General features: G+C 68.0%; 23 protein-coding genes, 1 tRNA gene and 1 pseudogene. 20 read left to right on the top strand and 5 right to left on the bottom strand.

Annotated features, from left to right (window positions below):
* The first annotated feature begins 151 nt into the window (after nucleotides 1-151).
* Complete coding sequence (locus tag H7694_RS09300; protein ID WP_193596251.1) at nucleotides 152-2,521, top strand: Rne/Rng family ribonuclease; 2,370 nt, start codon at nucleotides 152-154, stop codon at nucleotides 2,519-2,521.
* Here the strand turns inward: H7694_RS09300 and H7694_RS09295 are convergent.
* Nucleotides 2,486-2,752: a DUF4031 domain-containing protein gene (locus tag H7694_RS09295; RefSeq protein WP_193596250.1), complete on the bottom strand. Its 267-nt coding sequence runs from the start codon at nucleotides 2,750-2,752 to the stop codon at nucleotides 2,486-2,488. The two genes, H7694_RS09300 and H7694_RS09295, sit on opposite strands and share 36 nt — an antisense overlap.
* Nucleotides 2,753-2,965: 213 nt before the next feature.
* On the opposite strand from H7694_RS09295, the gene rplU reads away from it, so the two are divergent.
* The 9 genes from rplU (at nucleotide 2,966) to rsfS (ending at nucleotide 9,543) form a co-directional block, all read left to right on the top strand.
* Nucleotides 2,966-3,274, top strand: coding sequence for a 50S ribosomal protein L21 (gene rplU, locus H7694_RS09290; protein ID WP_193596249.1), 309 nt, complete (start codon nucleotides 2,966-2,968; stop codon nucleotides 3,272-3,274).
* Between the two features lie 20 nt (nucleotides 3,275-3,294).
* Entirely contained in the window at nucleotides 3,295-3,552 is a 258-nt protein-coding gene (gene rpmA / locus H7694_RS09285) for a 50S ribosomal protein L27 (RefSeq protein WP_193596248.1), read from the top strand.
* A gap of 71 nt (nucleotides 3,553-3,623) precedes the next feature.
* Entirely contained in the window at nucleotides 3,624-5,123 is a 1,500-nt protein-coding gene (obgE, locus tag H7694_RS09280; RefSeq protein ID WP_193596247.1) for a GTPase ObgE, read from the top strand.
* Complete coding sequence (gene proB / locus H7694_RS09275; protein ID WP_193596246.1) at nucleotides 5,120-5,908, top strand: glutamate 5-kinase; 789 nt, start codon at nucleotides 5,120-5,122, stop codon at nucleotides 5,906-5,908. The genes obgE and proB overlap by 4 nt, the downstream gene beginning before the upstream one ends.
* Before the next feature lie 48 nt (nucleotides 5,909-5,956).
* Nucleotides 5,957-7,234 (top strand): glutamate-5-semialdehyde dehydrogenase, encoded by a 1,278-nt coding sequence (locus tag H7694_RS09270; RefSeq protein WP_193596245.1) that lies wholly within the window; start codon nucleotides 5,957-5,959, stop codon nucleotides 7,232-7,234.
* 49 nt (nucleotides 7,235-7,283) lie between these two features.
* Complete coding sequence (locus H7694_RS09265) at nucleotides 7,284-7,496, top strand: hypothetical protein (protein WP_193596244.1); 213 nt, start codon at nucleotides 7,284-7,286, stop codon at nucleotides 7,494-7,496.
* A 6-nt stretch (nucleotides 7,497-7,502) separates the two neighbouring features.
* A complete protein-coding gene (gene nadD, locus H7694_RS09260; protein ID WP_193596243.1) occupies nucleotides 7,503-8,099 on the top strand; it encodes a nicotinate-nucleotide adenylyltransferase in 597 nt (198 codons plus the stop codon).
* Nucleotides 8,096-9,166: a hypothetical protein gene (locus tag H7694_RS09255; protein ID WP_193596242.1), complete on the top strand. Its 1,071-nt coding sequence runs from the start codon at nucleotides 8,096-8,098 to the stop codon at nucleotides 9,164-9,166. The genes nadD and H7694_RS09255 overlap by 4 nt, the downstream gene beginning before the upstream one ends.
* A complete protein-coding gene (gene rsfS / locus H7694_RS09250) occupies nucleotides 9,166-9,543 on the top strand; it encodes a ribosome silencing factor (protein ID WP_193599155.1) in 378 nt (125 codons plus the stop codon). The genes H7694_RS09255 and rsfS overlap by 1 nt, the downstream gene beginning before the upstream one ends.
* Nucleotides 9,544-9,547: 4 nt before the next feature.
* On the opposite strand, the gene H7694_RS09245 is transcribed toward rsfS, so the two are convergent.
* Nucleotides 9,548-9,865: a hypothetical protein gene (locus H7694_RS09245; protein WP_193596241.1), complete on the bottom strand. Its 318-nt coding sequence runs from the start codon at nucleotides 9,863-9,865 to the stop codon at nucleotides 9,548-9,550.
* Between the two features lie 208 nt (nucleotides 9,866-10,073).
* On the opposite strand from H7694_RS09245, the gene H7694_RS09240 reads away from it, so the two are divergent.
* From H7694_RS09240 to H7694_RS09230, 3 genes are all read left to right on the top strand, one after another.
* Nucleotides 10,074-10,146: transfer RNA gene (locus H7694_RS09240), tRNA-Ala, on the top strand.
* Between the two features lie 115 nt (nucleotides 10,147-10,261).
* Nucleotides 10,262-10,672, top strand: coding sequence for a hypothetical protein (locus H7694_RS09235; protein ID WP_193596240.1), 411 nt, complete (start codon nucleotides 10,262-10,264; stop codon nucleotides 10,670-10,672).
* Nucleotides 10,669-11,970 (top strand): tyrosine-type recombinase/integrase, encoded by a 1,302-nt coding sequence (locus H7694_RS09230; RefSeq protein ID WP_193596239.1) that lies wholly within the window; start codon nucleotides 10,669-10,671, stop codon nucleotides 11,968-11,970. The genes H7694_RS09235 and H7694_RS09230 overlap by 4 nt, the downstream gene beginning before the upstream one ends.
* Before the next feature lie 167 nt (nucleotides 11,971-12,137).
* Here the strand turns inward: H7694_RS09230 and H7694_RS09225 are convergent, their stop codons facing one another.
* On the bottom strand, nucleotides 12,138-13,385 hold the full coding sequence (locus tag H7694_RS09225) for an IS256 family transposase (RefSeq protein ID WP_193596238.1): 1,248 nt from the start codon (nucleotides 13,383-13,385) through the stop codon (nucleotides 12,138-12,140).
* Between the two features lie 214 nt (nucleotides 13,386-13,599).
* Here H7694_RS09225 and H7694_RS09220 point away from each other — a divergent pair, with 214 nt between their 5' ends.
* Genes H7694_RS09220 through H7694_RS09210 form a run of 3 tightly spaced genes read left to right on the top strand, consistent with a single transcriptional unit; the run spans nucleotide 13,600 to nucleotide 14,737 of the window.
* Nucleotides 13,600-13,794 (top strand): helix-turn-helix domain-containing protein, encoded by a 195-nt coding sequence (locus H7694_RS09220; protein WP_193596237.1) that lies wholly within the window; start codon nucleotides 13,600-13,602, stop codon nucleotides 13,792-13,794.
* The gene (locus H7694_RS09215; RefSeq protein WP_193596236.1) at nucleotides 13,791-13,976 is read left to right on the top strand and encodes a hypothetical protein; all 186 of its coding nucleotides are present in this window, start codon (nucleotides 13,791-13,793) and stop codon (nucleotides 13,974-13,976) included. The genes H7694_RS09220 and H7694_RS09215 overlap by 4 nt, the downstream gene beginning before the upstream one ends.
* A complete protein-coding gene (locus tag H7694_RS09210) occupies nucleotides 13,973-14,737 on the top strand; it encodes a hypothetical protein (protein ID WP_193596235.1) in 765 nt (254 codons plus the stop codon). The genes H7694_RS09215 and H7694_RS09210 overlap by 4 nt, the downstream gene beginning before the upstream one ends.
* Nucleotides 14,738-14,761: 24 nt before the next feature.
* Here the strand turns inward: H7694_RS09210 and H7694_RS17865 are convergent, their stop codons facing one another.
* Together H7694_RS17865 and H7694_RS09200 are read right to left on the bottom strand one after the other, a co-directional pair.
* Nucleotides 14,762-15,142, bottom strand: coding sequence for a J domain-containing protein (locus tag H7694_RS17865; RefSeq protein ID WP_193596234.1), 381 nt, complete (start codon nucleotides 15,140-15,142; stop codon nucleotides 14,762-14,764).
* Nucleotides 15,143-15,662: 520 nt separating this feature from the next.
* On the bottom strand, nucleotides 15,663-16,094 hold the full coding sequence (locus tag H7694_RS09200; RefSeq protein WP_193596233.1) for an Hsp20/alpha crystallin family protein: 432 nt from the start codon (nucleotides 16,092-16,094) through the stop codon (nucleotides 15,663-15,665).
* A gap of 195 nt (nucleotides 16,095-16,289) precedes the next feature.
* Here H7694_RS09200 and H7694_RS09195 point away from each other — a divergent pair, with 195 nt between their 5' ends.
* The 4 genes and pseudogenes from H7694_RS09195 to H7694_RS09180 all read left to right on the top strand — a co-directional run bounded on the left by H7694_RS09195 (nucleotide 16,290) and on the right by H7694_RS09180 (nucleotide 17,485).
* Complete coding sequence (locus tag H7694_RS09195; RefSeq protein WP_227468049.1) at nucleotides 16,290-16,541, top strand: MerR family transcriptional regulator; 252 nt, start codon at nucleotides 16,290-16,292, stop codon at nucleotides 16,539-16,541.
* A gap of 55 nt (nucleotides 16,542-16,596) precedes the next feature.
* On the top strand, nucleotides 16,597-16,992 hold the full coding sequence (locus tag H7694_RS09190) for a GNAT family N-acetyltransferase (RefSeq protein WP_193599154.1): 396 nt from the start codon (nucleotides 16,597-16,599) through the stop codon (nucleotides 16,990-16,992).
* Nucleotides 16,993-17,056: 64 nt separating this feature from the next.
* Nucleotides 17,057-17,297 (top strand): annotated as a pseudogene (locus H7694_RS17860) (transposase); the annotation flags it as partial.
* A gap of 32 nt (nucleotides 17,298-17,329) precedes the next feature.
* On the top strand, nucleotides 17,330-17,485 hold the full coding sequence (locus H7694_RS09180; protein ID WP_227468048.1) for a hypothetical protein: 156 nt from the start codon (nucleotides 17,330-17,332) through the stop codon (nucleotides 17,483-17,485).
* Nucleotides 17,486-17,508: the final 23 nt, after the last annotated feature.

Genomic DNA, 17,508 nt, shown 5'->3' with positions numbered 1-17,508 from the left:
CCTTCGCGATCGCATCGTCAAGACTTCGGGGCCGTACGCCCCACGCGGTTCAGCCTTCGAGCGGATCGCATGCCGAATGAGTTCGCGGCTGCTGTTTCGCCGCACGAGTTTCCGCGGCGCACCCAGTGCCCGCGCAGGGAGTAAGCCAGAGATGGCCGATGAGAACGATGACAACACGACCCCTACCCTCGACGCGACCCCGGCGCAGCCGGTAGCCGAGGCTCCTGCGACCGAGGAGACGGACGCCGCGCCGGCTGAGACCGCGCCGGCCGAGACCGCGCCGGAGCAGGCCCCGGCCGAGCCGGTGACGACGGATGCCGAGACTCCGGCGGAGGGCCCTTCGACAGGCTCAGGGACCCAGGTCGCGGCCACGGATGCCGAGGACTCGGGCCCAGAGCCCGCGTCCGAGCCGGCCCCCGAGCCGGCAGCATCCGAGCCGGAGGAGCCGCAGGCGCTGACCGCGGTCAGCCTCGGTCTGCTGCCCGAGGTGTTCGTCTCGCGGGTGTCGACCCAGCTGCACTTCTATGCGCCCGAGGTCGTGCCGCTGCCCGCGGCATCCCATGACGACGACGATGAGGACGACCGCGGGTCGTCCTCGGCCCGCCGCGGCCGCCGTCGCCGCGGTTCCGAGAGCGACGATCGCGAAGAGCCGCGTCAGCGTCAGCGCACCGTCGAGTACATCACCGAGCCGAAGGCGATCAAGGGCTCCACCCGACTGGAGGCGAAGAAGCAGCGCCGCCGCGACGGCCGCGATGCCGGCCGCCGCCGCCCCGTGGTCACCGAGGCCGAGTTCCTCGCCCGCCGTGAGGCCGTCGACCGCATGATGGTCGTGCGCGCCAAGAACGGCCGCACCCAGATCGGCGTGCTCGAGGACAACGTGCTCGTCGAGCACTACGTCGCCCGCAACCAGGACGCATCGCTGATCGGCAACGTGTACCTCGGCCGCGTGCAGAACGTGCTGCCGAGCATGGAAGCAGCCTTCGTCGACATCGGCCGCGGCCGCAACGCCGTGCTGTACTCGGGCGAGGTCGACTGGGACGGCGTCGAGACCGGCAACCAGCCCCGCCGCATCGAGCTGGCCCTCAAGCCCGGCGACCGCGTGCTCGTGCAGGTCACCAAGGACCCGGTCGGGCACAAGGGCGCCCGCCTCACCAGCCAGATCTCGCTGCCCGGCCGCTACCTCGTGTACGTGCCAGGCGGCTCGATGAACGGCATCTCGCGCAAGCTGCCCGACAACGAGCGCGCGCGGCTCAAGCGCATCCTCAAGGAGGTGCTGCCCGAGTCATCCGGTGTCATCGTCCGCACCGCGGCCGAGGGGGCCACTGAGGAGCAGCTCACCCGTGACGTGCAGCGCCTGACCTCGCAGTGGGAGCACATTCAGAAGCTCGTGCAGACCCAGCAGGCCCCGGCTCTGCTGCACGCCGAGCCCGACCTGCTCGTCAAGATCGTCCGCGACGTCTTCAACGAGGACTTCACCCGGATGCTGATCCAGGGTGAGGACGCGCACCGCACCATCAGCGGCTACCTCGAGAGCGTCGCCCCCGACCTGCTCGAGCGCGTCGAGACGTACACCGACGAGACCGACCCGTTCGACGCGTACCGGATCACCGAGCAGATCGAGAAGGCGCTCGACCGCAAGGTCTGGCTGCCCTCGGGTGGCTCGCTGGTCATCGACCGCACCGAGGCGATGACCGTCGTCGACGTCAACACCGGCAAGTTCGTCGGCTCGGGCGGCAACCTCGAAGAGACGGTCACCAAGAACAACCTCGAGGCGGCCGAGGAGATCGTCCGGCAGCTGCGCCTGCGCGACATCGGCGGCATCATCGTCGTCGACTTCATCGACATGGTGCTCGAGTCCAACCGCGACCTCGTGCTGCGCCGCCTCGTCGAGTGCCTGAGTCGTGACCGCACGAAGCACCAGGTCGCCGAGGTGACCTCGCTCGGACTCGTGCAGATGACGCGCAAGAAGCTGGGACTCGGCCTGCTCGAGACCTTCAGCGAGCCCTGCGAGGTGTGCGCCGGTCGCGGCATCATCGTGCACCACGACCCGGTCGTGAAGCACCGCGGCGGTCCGAGCTCGAACCAGGGGGGGCGTCGCTCGCGCGGGTCTTCCTCGTCCTCGTCGTCCTCCCAGCAGGCCCCCGCACCTTCGCAGCAGGCCCCTGCACCGTCCAACGGCACGCACAGCATCACGGAGGGCGCCAAGTCGGCGCTGGCCGCGATCGCGGCATCCACCATCGCCCCGGTGACCGGTGAGACGCCGGTCGCCGTCGCCGACGCCGAGCCGGCGGAGGCGCCGGCCTCGGACCGCCCGAAGAAGAGCCGCAAGAAGCGCGGTGGCGACAGGCGCGGTCCGAAGACCGAGGCCGAGCAGCTGCTCGACTCGGTGCTCGATGCGCTGCCCGAGCCGAAGGCCCCGGGTCAGGGACGCAACCGGCGCAGGGTGACCACCGCGATGCTGACCGCCGGATCCGCCGGAACGACCTCAACGCCGATCACGGGCGGGGACGCGCAGTCCTGAGGCGATCAGCCGTCTCGTGAGCTCCTTGCCGCCCACGCGCTGCGCGCCGGCGGCGAGGAGCCGCGGCAGGGCGTCCTCCGGGACGTCGTAGTGGTCGCGGTCGAACGCTCGCGGCGGCAGATTCTGGGCTGCGGCGAAGGCATGCAGCTCGGCGAGGCTCTCGTCGCTGACCATATGCGCCCACAGCCGTCCGTGCGCCGGCCAGATGGGGTCGTCGACGAGAACGGTCATGCCGTGATCCTAGGACGATGACACGCTCCCCGGCTCGCTTTGCGGCATCGCCCCGCATCCGGTAAAGTTGTCCTTTGGTGCGAGACCCCTGCCGGCTGCCCCGGTCGCAGGAGAAGTCTTGCGTCCGCACCCGTCGCTCGGGCGGCGTACGCAAGCAACAGTCTTCCCGTGAGATTCCCGGAGCGATCCGCTCCCCAACGAAACAGGTATGAAGTGGTTTACGCAGTAGTGCGCGCCGGTGGTCGGCAGGAGAAGGTCGAGGTCGGCACGATCGTTCAGCTCGACCGTGTTCAGGCTGCCCAGGGCGAGAAGATCGAGCTTCCCGCCGTGCTTCTCGTCGACGGTGCCACGGTGACCACCGACGCCGACAAGCTGGCGAAGGTCAAGGTCACCGCTGAGGTCCTCGGCGACCTGCGCGGCCCGAAGATCATCATCCAGAAGTACAAGAACAAGACCGGCTACAAGAAGCGCCAGGGCCACCGCCAGGAGCTCACGCGCGTCAAGATCACCGGCATCAAGTAAGCACGGAAGAGGCTCAGGACATGGCACACAAGAAGGGCGCGAGCTCGACCCGCAACGGTCGTGACTCCAACGCACAGCGACTCGGCGTGAAGCGCTTCGGCGGTCAGACCGTCAACGCCGGCGAGATCCTCGTCCGTCAGCGCGGCACGCACTTCCACCCCGGCGCAGGCGTCGGCCGTGGCGGCGACGACACGCTGTTCGCCCTCGAGGCGGGCGCTGTCGAGTTCGGCAAGAAGGGCGGCCGCAAGGTCGTCAACATCGTCGCTGCCGCGCAGTAAGCGCAGCAGCACCACACGGACGGGGCGGGCTTCGGCTCGCCCCGTCTGCGTATTCCACAGAGGAGCAGGCAATGGTCACGTTCGTCGACAACGTCACGCTGCACCTGCGTGCCGGCAAGGGCGGCAACGGCTGCGTCTCGGTCCGCCGTGAGAAGTTCAAGCCGCTCGGCGGCCCGGACGGCGGCAAGGGCGGCGACGGCGGCGACATCGTGCTCGTCGCCGATCCGCAGGTCACGACGCTGCTGTCGTACCACCACTCGCCGCACCGCAGCAGCGGCAACGGCGGGTTCGGCATGGGCGACCACCGCTCCGGTGCCGACGGCGAGACCCTCGAACTGCCTGTTCCGCTGGGCACCGTGGTCAAGTCCGCCGACGGCGAGGTGCTGCATGACATGCTCACGCCGGGGGAGCGCTACGTCGTCGCCGAGGGCGGCCGCGGAGGCCTCGGCAACGCGGCCCTCGCCTCGCCCAAGCGCAAGGCGCCCGGATTCGCGCTGCTCGGCACACCCGGATACGAAGGCGCGGTGCAGCTCGAGCTGAAGACCGTCGCCGATGTCGCCCTGGTCGGATACCCGTCCGCCGGCAAGTCGAGCCTGATCGCGGCGATGTCGGCCGCACGGCCGAAGATCGCCGACTACCCGTTCACGACGCTGCACCCCAACCTCGGCGTCGTGCAGGCCGGTGACAGCCGCTACACCGTCGCCGACGTGCCCGGCCTCATCGAGGGCGCCAGCGAGGGCAAGGGGCTGGGCCTGGAGTTCCTGCGTCACGTCGAACGCTGCAGCGCCCTGCTGCACGTGCTCGACTGCGCCACGCTCGAGCCCGGCCGCGACCCGCTGTCCGACCTCGACGTCATCCTCGCCGAGCTGGCCGCGTACGAGGTGCCCGAGGGGCAGCCGCCGCTGCTCGAGCGCCCGCAGCTCGTCGCCCTGAACAAGGTCGACGTGCCCGAGGCGCGTGATCTTGCCGAGCTGGTGCGCCCCGACATCGAGGCCCGCGGCTTCCGCGTGTTCGAGATCTCCACGGTGTCCCGTGAGGGTCTGCGCGCGCTGAGCTTCGCGCTGGCCGAGCTGGTCGACGAGCACCGTGCCGCCTCGGCCGTCGAGATGCCGCGCGAACGAGTGGTCATCCGGCCCAAGGGCGCGGAGGCGCAGTTCACCATCCGCGTCGAGGGCGGCACCTACGGCAACGTGTACCGCGTGCTCGGCGAGAAGCCGGTGCGCTGGGTGCAGCAGACCGACTTCCAGAACGAAGAGGCCGTGGGCTACCTCGGCGACCGCCTCGAGCGGCTCGGCGTCGAGGATGCGCTGCTGAAGGCCGGGGCCGTCCCCGGGGCGACCGTGATGATCGGCACCGGCGACAACAGCGTCGTGTTCGACTGGGAGCCCTCGATCGCCTCGACTGCTGAGCTGATGACCTCGCCCCGCGGCACCGACGTCCGCATCGGCGGCAGCAGCCGCCGCACCACGTCCGAGCGCCGTGAACACTACCACGAGCGGATGGATGCGAAGGCCGCCGCCCGCGCCGAACTCGAGGAGCAGCGCCGCGCATCCCGCGAGGACGAGGAATGACGGCGCGCTCCCGCGCGGAACTCGCGTCCGCGTCGCGCATCGTCGTGAAGGTCGGCTCGTCCTCGATCAGCGGTGAGGCCTCCTGGCGCATCCCGATGATCGTGCAGGCGCTCTCGTCCGCGCACCGTCGCGGTGCGGAGATCATCCTCGTCTCGTCGGGGGCGATCGCCACCGGCATCCCGGTGCTCGCGCTGGATTCGCGCCCGACCGACCTGGCGACCCAGCAGGCCGCCGCCGCGGTCGGCCAGAACCTGCTCGTGTTCCGGTACCAGGAGGCGCTGCGCCCCTTCCGCATCGTCGCCGGTCAGGTGCTGCTCACCACCGGCGACCTCGAGAACCCCACCTCGCGCAGCAACGCGCGCCGGGCGATGGATCGGATGCTGGCGCTGGGCGTGCTGCCGATCGTCAACGAGAACGACACTGTCGCCACGCAGGAGATCCGCTTCGGCGACAACGACCGGCTCGCAGCCCTCGTGGCGCAGCTGCTGGGCGCCGACGCGCTCGTGCTACTCAGCGACGTCGACGCGCTCTACACCAAGCCGCCGAGCGATCCCGCGGCCGAGCCGATCGACGTGGTCGCGGCGGATGCTGAGCTCGCCGGCGTCGAGTTCGGCGCCTCGGTGGTCAACAGCGTGGGCACCGGGGGAGCGGCGACGAAGGCATCCGCGGCGCGGATGGCGGCGGCATCCGGTATCGGCGTGCTCGTCACCAGCGCCGACCTCGTCGGCAAGGCGCTCGAGGGCGCTGCGATCGGCACGTGGTTCGAGCCGGCCGTAGCAGGCTGAGCCGGTCACACGGCCTTCGGCCGGTGGCCGCGCCGATACACTGACCGGATGAGCACTCCCACCGTCGCGGACGCCTCCGCCGAGACCGCACAGGACCGCCTCGCGCGTGCCAAGGACGCATCGCGGTCGGTCGCGCGCCTCACCAGCAGCGAGAAGGAAGCCGCGCTGGAGGCCATCGCCCAGGCGATCGAGGCGAACGTCGACCGGATCGTCACGGCCAACGGCCTGGACATCACCCGCGGCCGCGAGGAGGGGATCGGCGACGCGCTGATCGACCGCCTGCGACTGGACGAGCTGCGGGTCGCCGCACTGGCATCCGCCGTGCGCGACGTCGCCTCGCTGCCCGACCCGATCGGTCAGGTCATCGGCGGGCATCGGATGCCGAACGGCGTCGCGCTCGAGCAGGTGCGGGTGCCGTTCGGGGTCGTGGGCGCCATCTACGAGGCGCGCCCGAACGTCACCGTCGACATCGCCGCTCTCGCGCTGCGCGCGGGCAACGCGGTGGTGCTGCGCGGCGGCAGCGCCGCCCGCGAATCGAACACGGTGCTCGTGGAGGTCATGCGCGACGCGCTGAGGTCCGTCGGCATCGACCCCGAGGCGATCCAGACCGTCGACGACTTCGGGCGCGAGGGCGCCAAGGCGCTCATGCACGGCCGCGGATTCATCGACGTGCTCGTGCCCCGGGGCAGCGCCTCGCTCATCGAGACCGTCGTGACCGAATCGACCGTGCCCGTCATCGAGACCGGGGCCGGGGTCGTGCACATCGTGCTCGACGAGTCGGCGCCGGTGGACTGGGCCCGCGACATCGTCGTCAACGCCAAGGTGCAGCGGCCGAGCGTGTGCAACGCGGTGGAGACGGTGCTGGTGCTGCGCCAGGCGGCGCCGCTGCTGGTGCCGGTTGTGGCCAGTGCGCTGCAGAGCGAGGGCGTCGCCATCCACGGCGACGACATGGTCGCCGGGCTCGTCTCGAACGTCATCCCCGCCACCGAGGAGGACTGGTCGACCGAGTACCTCAGCCTCGACATCGCCATCAAGGTCGTCGACACGCTCGACGACGCGCTCGCCCACATCCGCCGGTACAGCACCGGCCACACCGAGTCGATCATCACGACCGACTCGCGCAACGCCGAGCGCTTCCTCGCCGAGGTCGACTCCGCGGTCGTGATGGCCAACGCCTCGACCCGTTTCACCGACGGCGCGGAGTTCGGCTTCGGCGCCGAGGTCGGCATCTCGACGCAGAAGCTGCACACCCGTGGCCCGATGGGAGTATCCGAGCTGACCAGCACGAAATGGCTGGCGCGCGGTTCGGGTCAGACCCGGGGTTGAGGACTAGACTGGTCAGGCGCTTGCCCGACCGCCCAGAAACGGAGCCAGAATGAACCTCGTCGCTCAGATCGCGATGGCCGCAGCGGAGACGGAGGGCCACGGGAACGTGGCCGCCGAGACGCTGATCTACGGCATCATCGCGGCCGTCGTCTTCGCTGCGCTGGGTCTGGTCACCCTCTCGTACCGCAACGTGGCCAACCGTCACTCCGCGAAGGCCGAGGCGTACGCCGAGAAGCACGGCACGGGTGGCCACGGCCACTAGGCGCGCATGCAGCAATCACGGGCACCTCGCATCGGGGTGATGGGTGGCACCTTCGATCCCATCCACCACGGCCACCTGGTCGCGGCGAGCGAGGTCGCACACTCCTTCGACCTCGATGAGGTCGTCTTCGTGCCCACCGGTCAGCCCTGGCAGAAGCAGAACGTCTCGCTCAGCGAGCACCGGTACCTGATGACGGTCATCGCCACGGCATCCAACCCCCGCTTCACCGTGAGCCGGGTGGACGTCGACCGGGCGGGGCCGACCTACACGATCGACACGCTGCGCGATCTCAAGACGCAGCGCCCTGATGCCGAGCTGTTCTTCATCACCGGAGCGGATGCCGTAGCGCAGATTCTCAGTTGGAGGGACCATGATGAACTGTGGGATCTCGCCCATTTCGTCGCCGTCTCCCGCCCCGGCCATGTGCTGAGCACGGACGGACTGCCTACTGAGAAGGTGAGCCAGCTGGAGGTGCCGGCGCTGTCGATCTCGTCGACGGCGTGCCGGGAACGCGTCGAGGACGGGCAGCCCGTCTGGTATCTGGTACCGGATGGAGTGGTCCAGTACATCGCAAAGCATCATCTGTATCGGAGCAACGCATGAGCACACCGGAGCACGACGGGGAGGCGAAGCTCACACGCAAGCAGCTGCGTGAGATCCGCCTGACCGGTTCGACGCCCGTCATCACCGACGAGCAGGCGGCCGCTGCCGCCCAGCCCGCGCCGGTGCTGCCGCGCGCGGCGGAGCCCGTAGAGGTGGCGCCCGCGCCGAGCATCGAGGTCAGTGAGTCGGATGCTCCGCTCACGCGCCGGCAGATGCGTGCCCTCGAGCACCTCCGCGCCGAGCAGGATGGCCACGCCGACGAGGATGAGCCGAAGGCGGAAGAGCCGAAGCCGGTTGCTGAATCCAAGCCGGTTGCTGAGTCGAAGCCGGTTGCTGAATCCAAGCCGCCGGCCGAGTCGAAGCCGGAAACAGCACCCGCACCGGCGCCCGCCGCAGGTGGTCTGGTATCGGGCCTGCCCTCGTTCTCCTCGAAGCAGACATCCGCCGATGTGCCGCGCTTCGCGGCGCCGGGAGCCGAAGAGCGCCGTCCCGGCGCTCCGGTTGAGAAGGCGCCCGAGAATACCTCCGAGAAGCCGGTCCCGCATTCGCCCGAGAAGCCGGCGCCCCAGGAGCGGCCGATGGTCGGCGCGGCGTTCGGCATCGGCGTCAAGTCCGATGAGAAGGCGGCAGCCGGAGGACTCTTCGACGACCTGCTCGAGGGCACCTCGGGCTCGCAGCACGGAGCATCCACCGCACTGATCTTCACCCCTCCCGTCGGAGCGGCGTCGCTGTCGGGGCCGATCGCCTCCACCGGCGAGCTGCTCATCACGGGTACTTACACGCTGCCCGCGGGCCTCGGCTCGCAGGGGCACGCGCGCGGTGCCGCAGACGGCAAGGATGTCGACGCCGTGCTGCTGGACGGCGAGCTCGCGCCCGCCTCGTCGCCGACCCCGATCGCGGCGAGTTCCGCGGTCAGCACGTCCAAGCCGGCAGGTGAGGTCATCCGTCCTCCCGCACCCGACACCGGCAACAAGCTCATGCTCACTCTGGCGATCGTCGCCGGCGGTCTCGCGCTCGCGCTGGCAGCCGCCCTGATCATCGCCTTCACCACAGGAGTCCTTGGTTGATGCAGTCCCCTGAGAACGCTGTCCAGATGCTTCAGGTCGCCGCCGACGCGGCATCGTCGAAGGGCGGCGAGGACCTCGTCGCGCTCAACGTCTCCGAGCCGTTGCCGCTGGTCGACATCTTCCTGCTCGTCACCGGTAACAGCGAGCGCAACGTCGCCGCGATCGCCGACGAGATCGAGGACAAGCTCTACGAAGCCGGACACAAGCGCGTGCGCCGTGAGGGCCGCGCCGAGGCCCGCTGGGTGCTGCTGGACTTCGGCGACCTCATCGTGCACGTCTTCCACACCGAAGAGCGCGTCTACTACGGGCTCGAGCGCCTCTGGAAGGACTGCCCGGTGATCCCGATCGAGCTCACCGAGGCAGCTGCGGGGGAGTAGTCCCTCAGTCCGGACGTCGCGTTCCGACGCCCGGGATGTCGTTGTCGTCCGAAACGCCTGGCACCTCCGCCTCGCTGTCCGGATCCACCTGCACGGTGTCTGCCGCTCCGCTGTCGGCGCCCACGCCACCGGCGGGCACGTTCTCGACGTCGACGTCGTCATCGACGCCGGCTGCCAGCCGGTCGGCCTCCGCGCTGTTGACCAGCGCCGGGTCGGCGTCAGGGTCGAGCACGGTCTCGCCGTCGACCTCGCGGGTGACGAGCGCCTCCTCGTCGGTCGCATCCGGGTCTTCGGGGATGTAGTTGGGGGTCGGATTGCTCATGGCCAGCTCCTCTCGGATCGGATTGCCGCTGACGCTATCCCGTGCGAGGGGTGGTGCGGAGCGGGTTGACGGGCGTGCCGAACGTCGCTAGCGGAGGGGCCGGATGCTGTGCGCAGCCGCGACACACCCGGCCCGGCGGCGCGATTGGCGATCGGTTCGATCTCCGTAGTATGCTGAACAGGTTGCCGGGGCAAGCCCTGGAGCAGATGGGCCTGTGGCGCAGCTGGTAGCGCACCTGCATGGCATGCAGGGGGTCAGGGGTTCGAGTCCCCTCAGGTCCACTGAGTAATCACCTGTTGAGGGCTGATTTCTCGCACGACTGGATGAGTTGAGACCTCCAGCGGAACCATACCGAGTCCCACCCTTGGGACTCGCGGATTCGCGGAGGTCTTTCTCATGTTCAACGATGACATCACCCCTGAAGCGGTCGACGCCCTGCTGGCCGATCTGTCAACGATGCTCGAGGTCGAGTCGATCCGCCCGGAGCGGATGTCAGCCGCGCGGGTGACCGTGAGCGGCACTGTTCGTCGCGTCGAGATTCAGGTGGTGCCGGGCCTTGTCTGCGTCGACAGCGGCAAGCAGGGCACCTGCTACGCGTTCGAGGTAGGCGACTTCCTCGCAGCGCTCCGGCAGATCGCGGCTGGCGAGGAAGTGGTTCGCGTTCCGGAGTTCGATGGCGGGCGCGTCATGCACATCGACAGGCATGGCGAGCAGCTCAGCGTCGTCATGTCGAGCACCTGGTTCACTGTCGACGCCGACGACTTCCTGCGCGCAGCCGCTCGCGCTGGCCTCGGGGTCTCGGCGTGACCAGGCGGAAGACCGGGCTTACTCGGCGGAATCCCGCCGAGTTCGGCACGGTCGAGGTACGCGGCGAGCGCTTCAGAGCTTTCTATCGCCTCAAGGGGAAGACCTTCCGGGCGCCGCAGACGTTCGACTCCAGACCGGCGGCACGGGCATGGCTCGCAGACCAAGAGAACTCACTACGCGGCGGGGTCTGGATCGACCCTCGTCTCGGCGCGGAGACAGTCGGCGGATACGCCGAAGACTGGCTCAGGTCCAGGACCGACCTGGCGCCGAGAACCGTCGAGTTCTACCGTGGTGCGCTCGATCGGTACATCATCCCCAAGCTCGGTGCGCTCGCACTTTCGGCGCTCACCCCGGTGAAGGTAAATGCCTGGCGCGCAGAATGCCTCAGAGAGGCGGCTGAGCGGCACGCAGAGCCGGAGCCGCCGAAGGAGAACCCTGTTCGAGGATGGGCACTCGCCAACGGCATCCAGGTTGCCGTCACTGGGCGTATTCCTCGGTCGGTGCGTGACGCATGGGAGGCGGCAGGATCGCCGCTCCCAGGCTCTCAGGCGCGCTCAGATCGCGGCGACGGCTCAGCAGCCGTAGCGGCCTCATATCGGGCGCTGAAGACGATCCTGGCGACGGCTGAACGCGATGACATCATCGCCAAGAATCCCTGCCGATTGCGCAACGCGAGCGCTTCGCCGGTGATAGACCGGAAGCCCGCGACAGCCGAACAAGTGCGGGCACTCGCGGAGGCCATGCCTGACCGTTATGCGGCTGCCGTGACGCTGGCTGCATGGTCAGGTCTGCGGTCAGGCGAGCTGCGAGCGCTGGCACGTCGGCACATCGATCTCGAGAACGGCACTGTGCGAGTGGAGCGGGCTGTCGTCGAAGTCGATGGCAAGACTCCCGTGTTCGGCCCAACCAAGACGGCGGGCTCCCGTAGGACAGTGGCGCTGCCGGGGTTCGTCATCGACGTGCTGAAGAAGCACCTCGATCAGTACGTCGATCAGGGTGCTGAAGAACTCATGTTCGGTACGGCTTCAGGCGCGATCCTGACGCGGCATTGGCTCGGCGACATGTTCCGGCGAGCGCGCGAGCAGGTAGGGCTTCCTGCGCTGCGTTGGCACGATCTGCGGCATACAGGCGCGTCGCTGGCTTACTCGGTCGGTGCATCGGTGCCTGACGTGCAGAAGCGACTCGGCCACACGACGATGCGCGCTGCGGCGATCTACGCGCATTCCTACGATGAGACTGACAGGAAGATCGCTGACCGCCTGAGCGTGGCGTTCGGAGTGGATGCCGAGGCTCAGTGACAAGCTGCGTAATCACACCTAGCGTAGTAATGCACCCCTGAGGCCTGCCGGACGTCGTTGATGGGGAAGAAGTAGCGAACCACCACGACGTGTAGGCGCTTTGCCCGCCGGGTAAAGGTCAAGTCCCCGGTAGTGGTGTAGCCGTTTCGTGATCCTTCGATGCTGGGTCAGGCGCTGAGTTCGAGGATGTTGTCGCTCACCTCCTCGGGTCCGGTGTCGGTGACGAGGGTGAGGCGGGACTTGGCGAGGATGTCGAGGCCGAGGTAGCGGCGCCCTTCGGCCCATTCGTCTGTCTGCTCGGCGAGGACGGCGCCGACGAGGCGGATAATCGCGTCGCGGTTGGGGAAGATGCCGACGCTGTCGGTGCGGCGGCGGATCTCGCGGTTGAGTCTCTCGTTGGGGTTGTTGGACCAGATCTGCTGCCAGAGCCCTTCGGGGAACCCGGTGAAGGCGAGGATGTCCGCCCGGGCAGCATCGAGGTGCTCGTGCGCGTCGGGGAGCTTGTCGTCGACGTAGTCTAGGAGCCGGTCGAACTGTGCGTGAACGCTGTCGGCGTCGGGTTGGTCGTAGACGGAGTGCAGCATCGCTTTCACAGCCGGCCACATGGCCTTCGGCGTCACGGACATCAGATTCGCCGCGTAATGGGTACGACATCTCTGCCAGACCGCGCCCGGCAGGTTCGCGGCGATGGCTTCCACCAGCCCGGCGTGGGCGTCGCTGGTGACCAGCCGCACGCCGCTCAGACCGCGGGCGACGAGGTCGGCGAAGAACGAGTTCCAAGCCGCTGTGGTCTCTGAGGTCGCGACCCGAAGCCCGAGGACTTCGCGGCGTCCGTCGGCGTTGACGCCGGTCGCGACCAGCACCACCGCGTTGATCACGCGCCCTCCTTCGCGGACCTTCATCGTCAGAGCGTCGGCCGCGACGAACGTGAACGGACCCGCATCGCCGAGCGGCCGGTGGCGGAACTGGTCGACGTGCTCGTCGAGCTCGGCCGCCATCCGCGAGACCTGCGGCTTCGACAACGAGTGGATCCCGAGGGTCTTCACCAGCTTGTCCATCCGCCTCGTGGAGACGCCGGCGAGGTAGCAGTCCGCGATCACGGTGATCAGTGCTGTCTCTGCTCGTTTGCGGCGCTCGAGAAGCCATTCCGGGAAGTAGGTGCCCGCCCGCAGCTTCGGGATCGCGACGTCGATGGTGCCGACGCGGGTGTCCAGGTCGCGGTGCCGGTAGCCGTTGCGCTGCGCGACGCGGTCCGGGGAGGGCTTACCCCACTCCGCGCCGACGACGGCGTCCGCGTCAGCGGACAGCAGCGCATTGATCGTAGTTTGCAGCAGGCTGCGCATCAGATCCGGCGACGCGTCGGTCAGGGCTTCAGCGAGCACGCTCGCAGGGTCGACAATATGAAGTGCGGTCATCGTGATGATGCCTTTCGAGTGGAGGTAAGAGACTTCTCGAAGGATCACACGGTGACCGCGCTTACGTCGCGAGCGACGAGCCGGCCACCGCGGGCTACACCACCTTAAGGGGCACTACTCGGGTAAAGCAGTGAAGCATCACAGGGAACGACTGGGGCCGGACCGTTCAACGCCCTGGAGCCGCAGACAAGTACGACCATGTCTGGAGGACTCCATGTCTGACTCTTCGCCCGATCTTCGAACCTTCACCGTCAAAGATGCCGCTGCCCAACTCGGAATGTCGGTGCAGTCCACCTATCGCGCGATCTACAACGCCGGCCTCCCTGTCGTCCGAATTGGTAGCGCGATCCGCATCCGCGAACGCGACCTGCTCGCGTGGCTGGATGAGCGTACGGAGGTGGCCGCGTGAACGCATTGCTGCGCCTCGCAACCTCCGACATTCGCGCCGGACAATCCGGGTCTCGTCGGGTCAAGGCGGCGCTCGCAGAGGCCGGTATCAACCTCAGCCGTCGACAGATCCGGCTCGTGCCAGAAGGCATGCTGCTGGAGGCGCTGCGTAGCGCGCAACAACGAAAGGACGTAATCGCATGATCGCGCAAGTGCACGAAACAACATCGTCGACGAATCTCAACCGAATTCAGGTGGCGCGCCGCGTGCCCGACACTTCTGCCCAGCGAGCACTTGACGAGGTTGCGCTGATCGATGCGTGGCCTGCGAAGGCGAAGGCCGCACTCGGCGGGCTCGCGTGGACCGAGTGGTGGGCACTACCGGCGGCAGAACAACGGGAGCGATGCGGCGGTGACCTACGCCTGGCGCGGGCGATGAAATCGGAAGCACTTGAGGAACGAGTACAGCCAGGTGCCCAAGACCAGGCGCGAGCGTGGCGTCGCCAACAACAGATCGACGCCATGACGCTTACCGCTGAGCAGAAGGCCGCAAGGAAGGCGAAGGAACAGGCCAACTTTGACGTGTGGGCTAGGGAAGCTGAAGCAGAGGAGGAGCGGCGGCAGGTTATGGCATTCGCGGAAGCAATCGGTCTAGATCCCGGGATGGTGCGAACCGGGACGGATCTTCAGGCAGCGCTAGAGGAGCGGCGAGCGCGTCGAGCCTGGGCCGAGCACCTCGGTCTCGATCCCGAAGGCGACTGGACCGAGGCGGAGCTTCAGTCCCAAGCTGATCACCAGGCCGCAGTCGCCGCGATTCACGAGAAGGCCGGTGCTCAGGCTCTTCAGGCGCTCCGGGCACCGCGCGATATTCGGCCGGAGGTGAAGCGTCGCGGACTTCTCTACCGATGGCGTGATCGGCTGACGTCCGGGGCAGTGCGCGTGCAGCAGCTTGAAGCCAGTAGCTGATTTATGCTGAGTTCGGTCAAGGCGCTATCCGGCCGCTGTTCGTTGCCCTGATCCGGTCCTGTCCGGGCTCGGGCGCCAGCGAACGGGCCCCGCGATGATGGGACTCTTCCTGCAGGAGGACGAGGTGGCCGGTGATGGCTGTGGTGCTGGACGTGCGGGACCGGCCGCGGGTGGGGTTCTCCGCTGGTCGTAGTCGGCTCGGCGCACCGGGTCACCGAGGACTGCGTAGGCGGTGAACAGGTGCTGCAGCACCGGGTCGGATCGATCGGGCGGCGACTGGGGGTCGTTGCGAGTGTCCGGGTGGTGGCGGCGCAGCAGTGCCCGGTACGCGCGGCTGATCTCTGTGTGCGTCGCTGTCGATGGCACTTTCAAGATGGTGTAGAAGTCGGGCTGCTGAATAGTCATGGTGGGAACGGCTTGGATGTGGTGGGTTCGCCGTGGCCCCGGCAGCCGGGGCCACGGCAGGAGAACGGCTGCCGCCCGGCCCGCCGGATCTTGAGCGCCGTTCGGGCGGTGGCGTCTCGCGTTCTGCGGCGGACGCCTGAGAAGGAAAATGTTGCGGGCGGGGTGAGCAGTCATCTCGGGAACGGGTCATCACCTGGATGAGGGCATCGGGGCCTGCGGGGGTGAGCGCTGCCGCGACCATCCACACGCCCCTAGGCACCCTGGCCGGGGATCGGTCGGGACGCGAGACCGCACGGGTGTGCGCCCGGCGGCGCGACCTGGCGACGGCACAAGGAAACTAGGAAGCCCAGGCCGATCAGCTGGCGGCTGGCTCCATTCGGCGGCGATGATTTCCTCGAATTCGGCGGCCAGCAGTTGCGGGTCGCTGTAGACGAGGTCGAGGAACTGCTCGTCGAGTGTCGACGCCGTGGTGCCGTCGCTCAGCGGTGTCGTGGACATGATCGCTTGCCTCACGTCGCGGTCAGGCGTTGATAGCCTGCCGGTCCTCGCCCTTGCTGGCGATGGCGATCTTGCGGGGCTTGGCCTGCTCGGCGACGGGGATCAGCAGCGTCAGCACACCCGCCTCGTAACTGGCGCTGATCTTCTCGGTGTCTAGGTTGTCGCCCAGGACCAGTTGCCTGCTGAAGACCCCGCGGGGTCGTTCGGCAGCGAGCATCTCGGTGTCCTCTGCCCGCGGCGGGCGCTCCGCCTTGACGGTGACCACATTGCGTTCGACGTCCAGATCGATCGAGTCCGGGTCGATCCCCGGAAGGTCGAACTCGACACGGAAGGTATCCCCGTCACGCCAGGCGTCCATCGGCATGGCCGAGGGGCGGGCCAAGGTGCCGCTGGTACCCAGCATCTGTTGGGTGAGCCGGTCCAATTCACGGAACGGGTCGGTGCGCATCAGCATCGTCTCCACCTCCATCACTCCTGTTCTCTCGGATGCTCCGGTGTCTGAGCCACGGATTTACTTTGGATCTATGGCTTGCGCTATAGATTTTTTGTAGCACACGTGTGAAGCTAGTGCAAGAGGGAATCGTCTGGAAGTTGTCTGAGGAAGGGTGTGGATGGAGTGACGGGTGGGAGGCCGGACCGAGCGCGGGCGGTGTACGGCATCTCGGTGGCCGCGGAACTGGTCGGTACCGGGGTGCAGAACCTGCGCGCGTACGAAGCGCGCGGCCTGTTGGAACCTGAACGGACCGAGGGCGGCACCCGTCGGTACAGCGAAGACGACCTGGATCGGCTGCGCCGCATCGGCGACCTGCTCGATGCCGGGCTCAACCTCGCCGGCATCGCCATGGTGATCTCGCTACAGGACGAGAACACCCTCCTACGGGCACAACGAGAGAGGAGATAAGCTCGTGCTCAAATTGGAAGAGCTTTCCGCCTCGACGATCGTCGAGGTCAACACGATGTCCTTGAAGCCCGGGCAAGAAGAGTTCCTTGCTCCGGTGAGCTACGGTCTGGCCACCGCAGTGGTGGACCCGAAGACCTCGTGGCAGCGCGTCGTGCGTGACGATGACAGAGTCGTCGCGTTCATCAGCGCGAACTTCGACCCCGAAGCGCCGCGAGAAGAGTTCCGCTCCGTCCTCTGGCGCATCAATGTGGAAGGGATCGACCAAGACCGCGGAATCGGACGTTTCGCAGTAGAGCATCTACGGGAAGAAGCACGCCGCCGCGGTTTCGACCACGTCAACGTCATCTACGAACCCGGCGAGAGCGGCCCCGAAGCATTCTTCCGCCGCGTTGGTTTCGAACCGATCGGCGAGACGGAATACGGCGAAGTCATCGCCCAGATCCGCGCCTAGCAGTACCGGCCTCGACCGGTTTCAGTCGGTCGCTGGGTCCCCACCACTTACTACGCCGCGAACCGGTCGCTCACGAGGCGGCCTGTCGACGAAGGTCCAACAGCTCGTCGACGGGAACGGGCTGCCGCTTGACACGGTGATCACGCCCGGTCAGGCCGGTGACTCGCCGATACTGCTGCCCCGCTGGATCAGTTCCGTGTGACCCGTCCTGTCTGTCGACCTCGCGCCCGACACCCGTCTCCGTTCGCGGTGACAAGGCGCACTCGTCTCGCGCGATCCGCTCGCACCTACGCGACCGCGGTATCAGCTGGATCTGCGCGGATTCGTGGGTGCCCAGGTGCAGCCGCCCGTGGTGCTGGAGGCGCTGCCGCTGCTCGTGGCGATCGCAGGCTTCGCGGTCGCCGCCGCGGTGGCGGTCGTGGTGGCCTCGACGATCGCATCTCGGCTGGATGCGTCGGTCGCCGTGCGCACGGATGACGAGCACACGCCGTGACGGGGGAACGGGAGAGGATGGGA

The sequence above is a fragment of the Microbacterium sp. YJN-G genome, from assembly GCF_015040615.1.
Taxonomy (GTDB): domain Bacteria; phylum Actinomycetota; class Actinomycetes; order Actinomycetales; family Microbacteriaceae; genus Microbacterium.
Note: the sequence above shows the minus strand (reverse complement) of the source record. Positions and strands in the feature narration are given on the sequence as shown.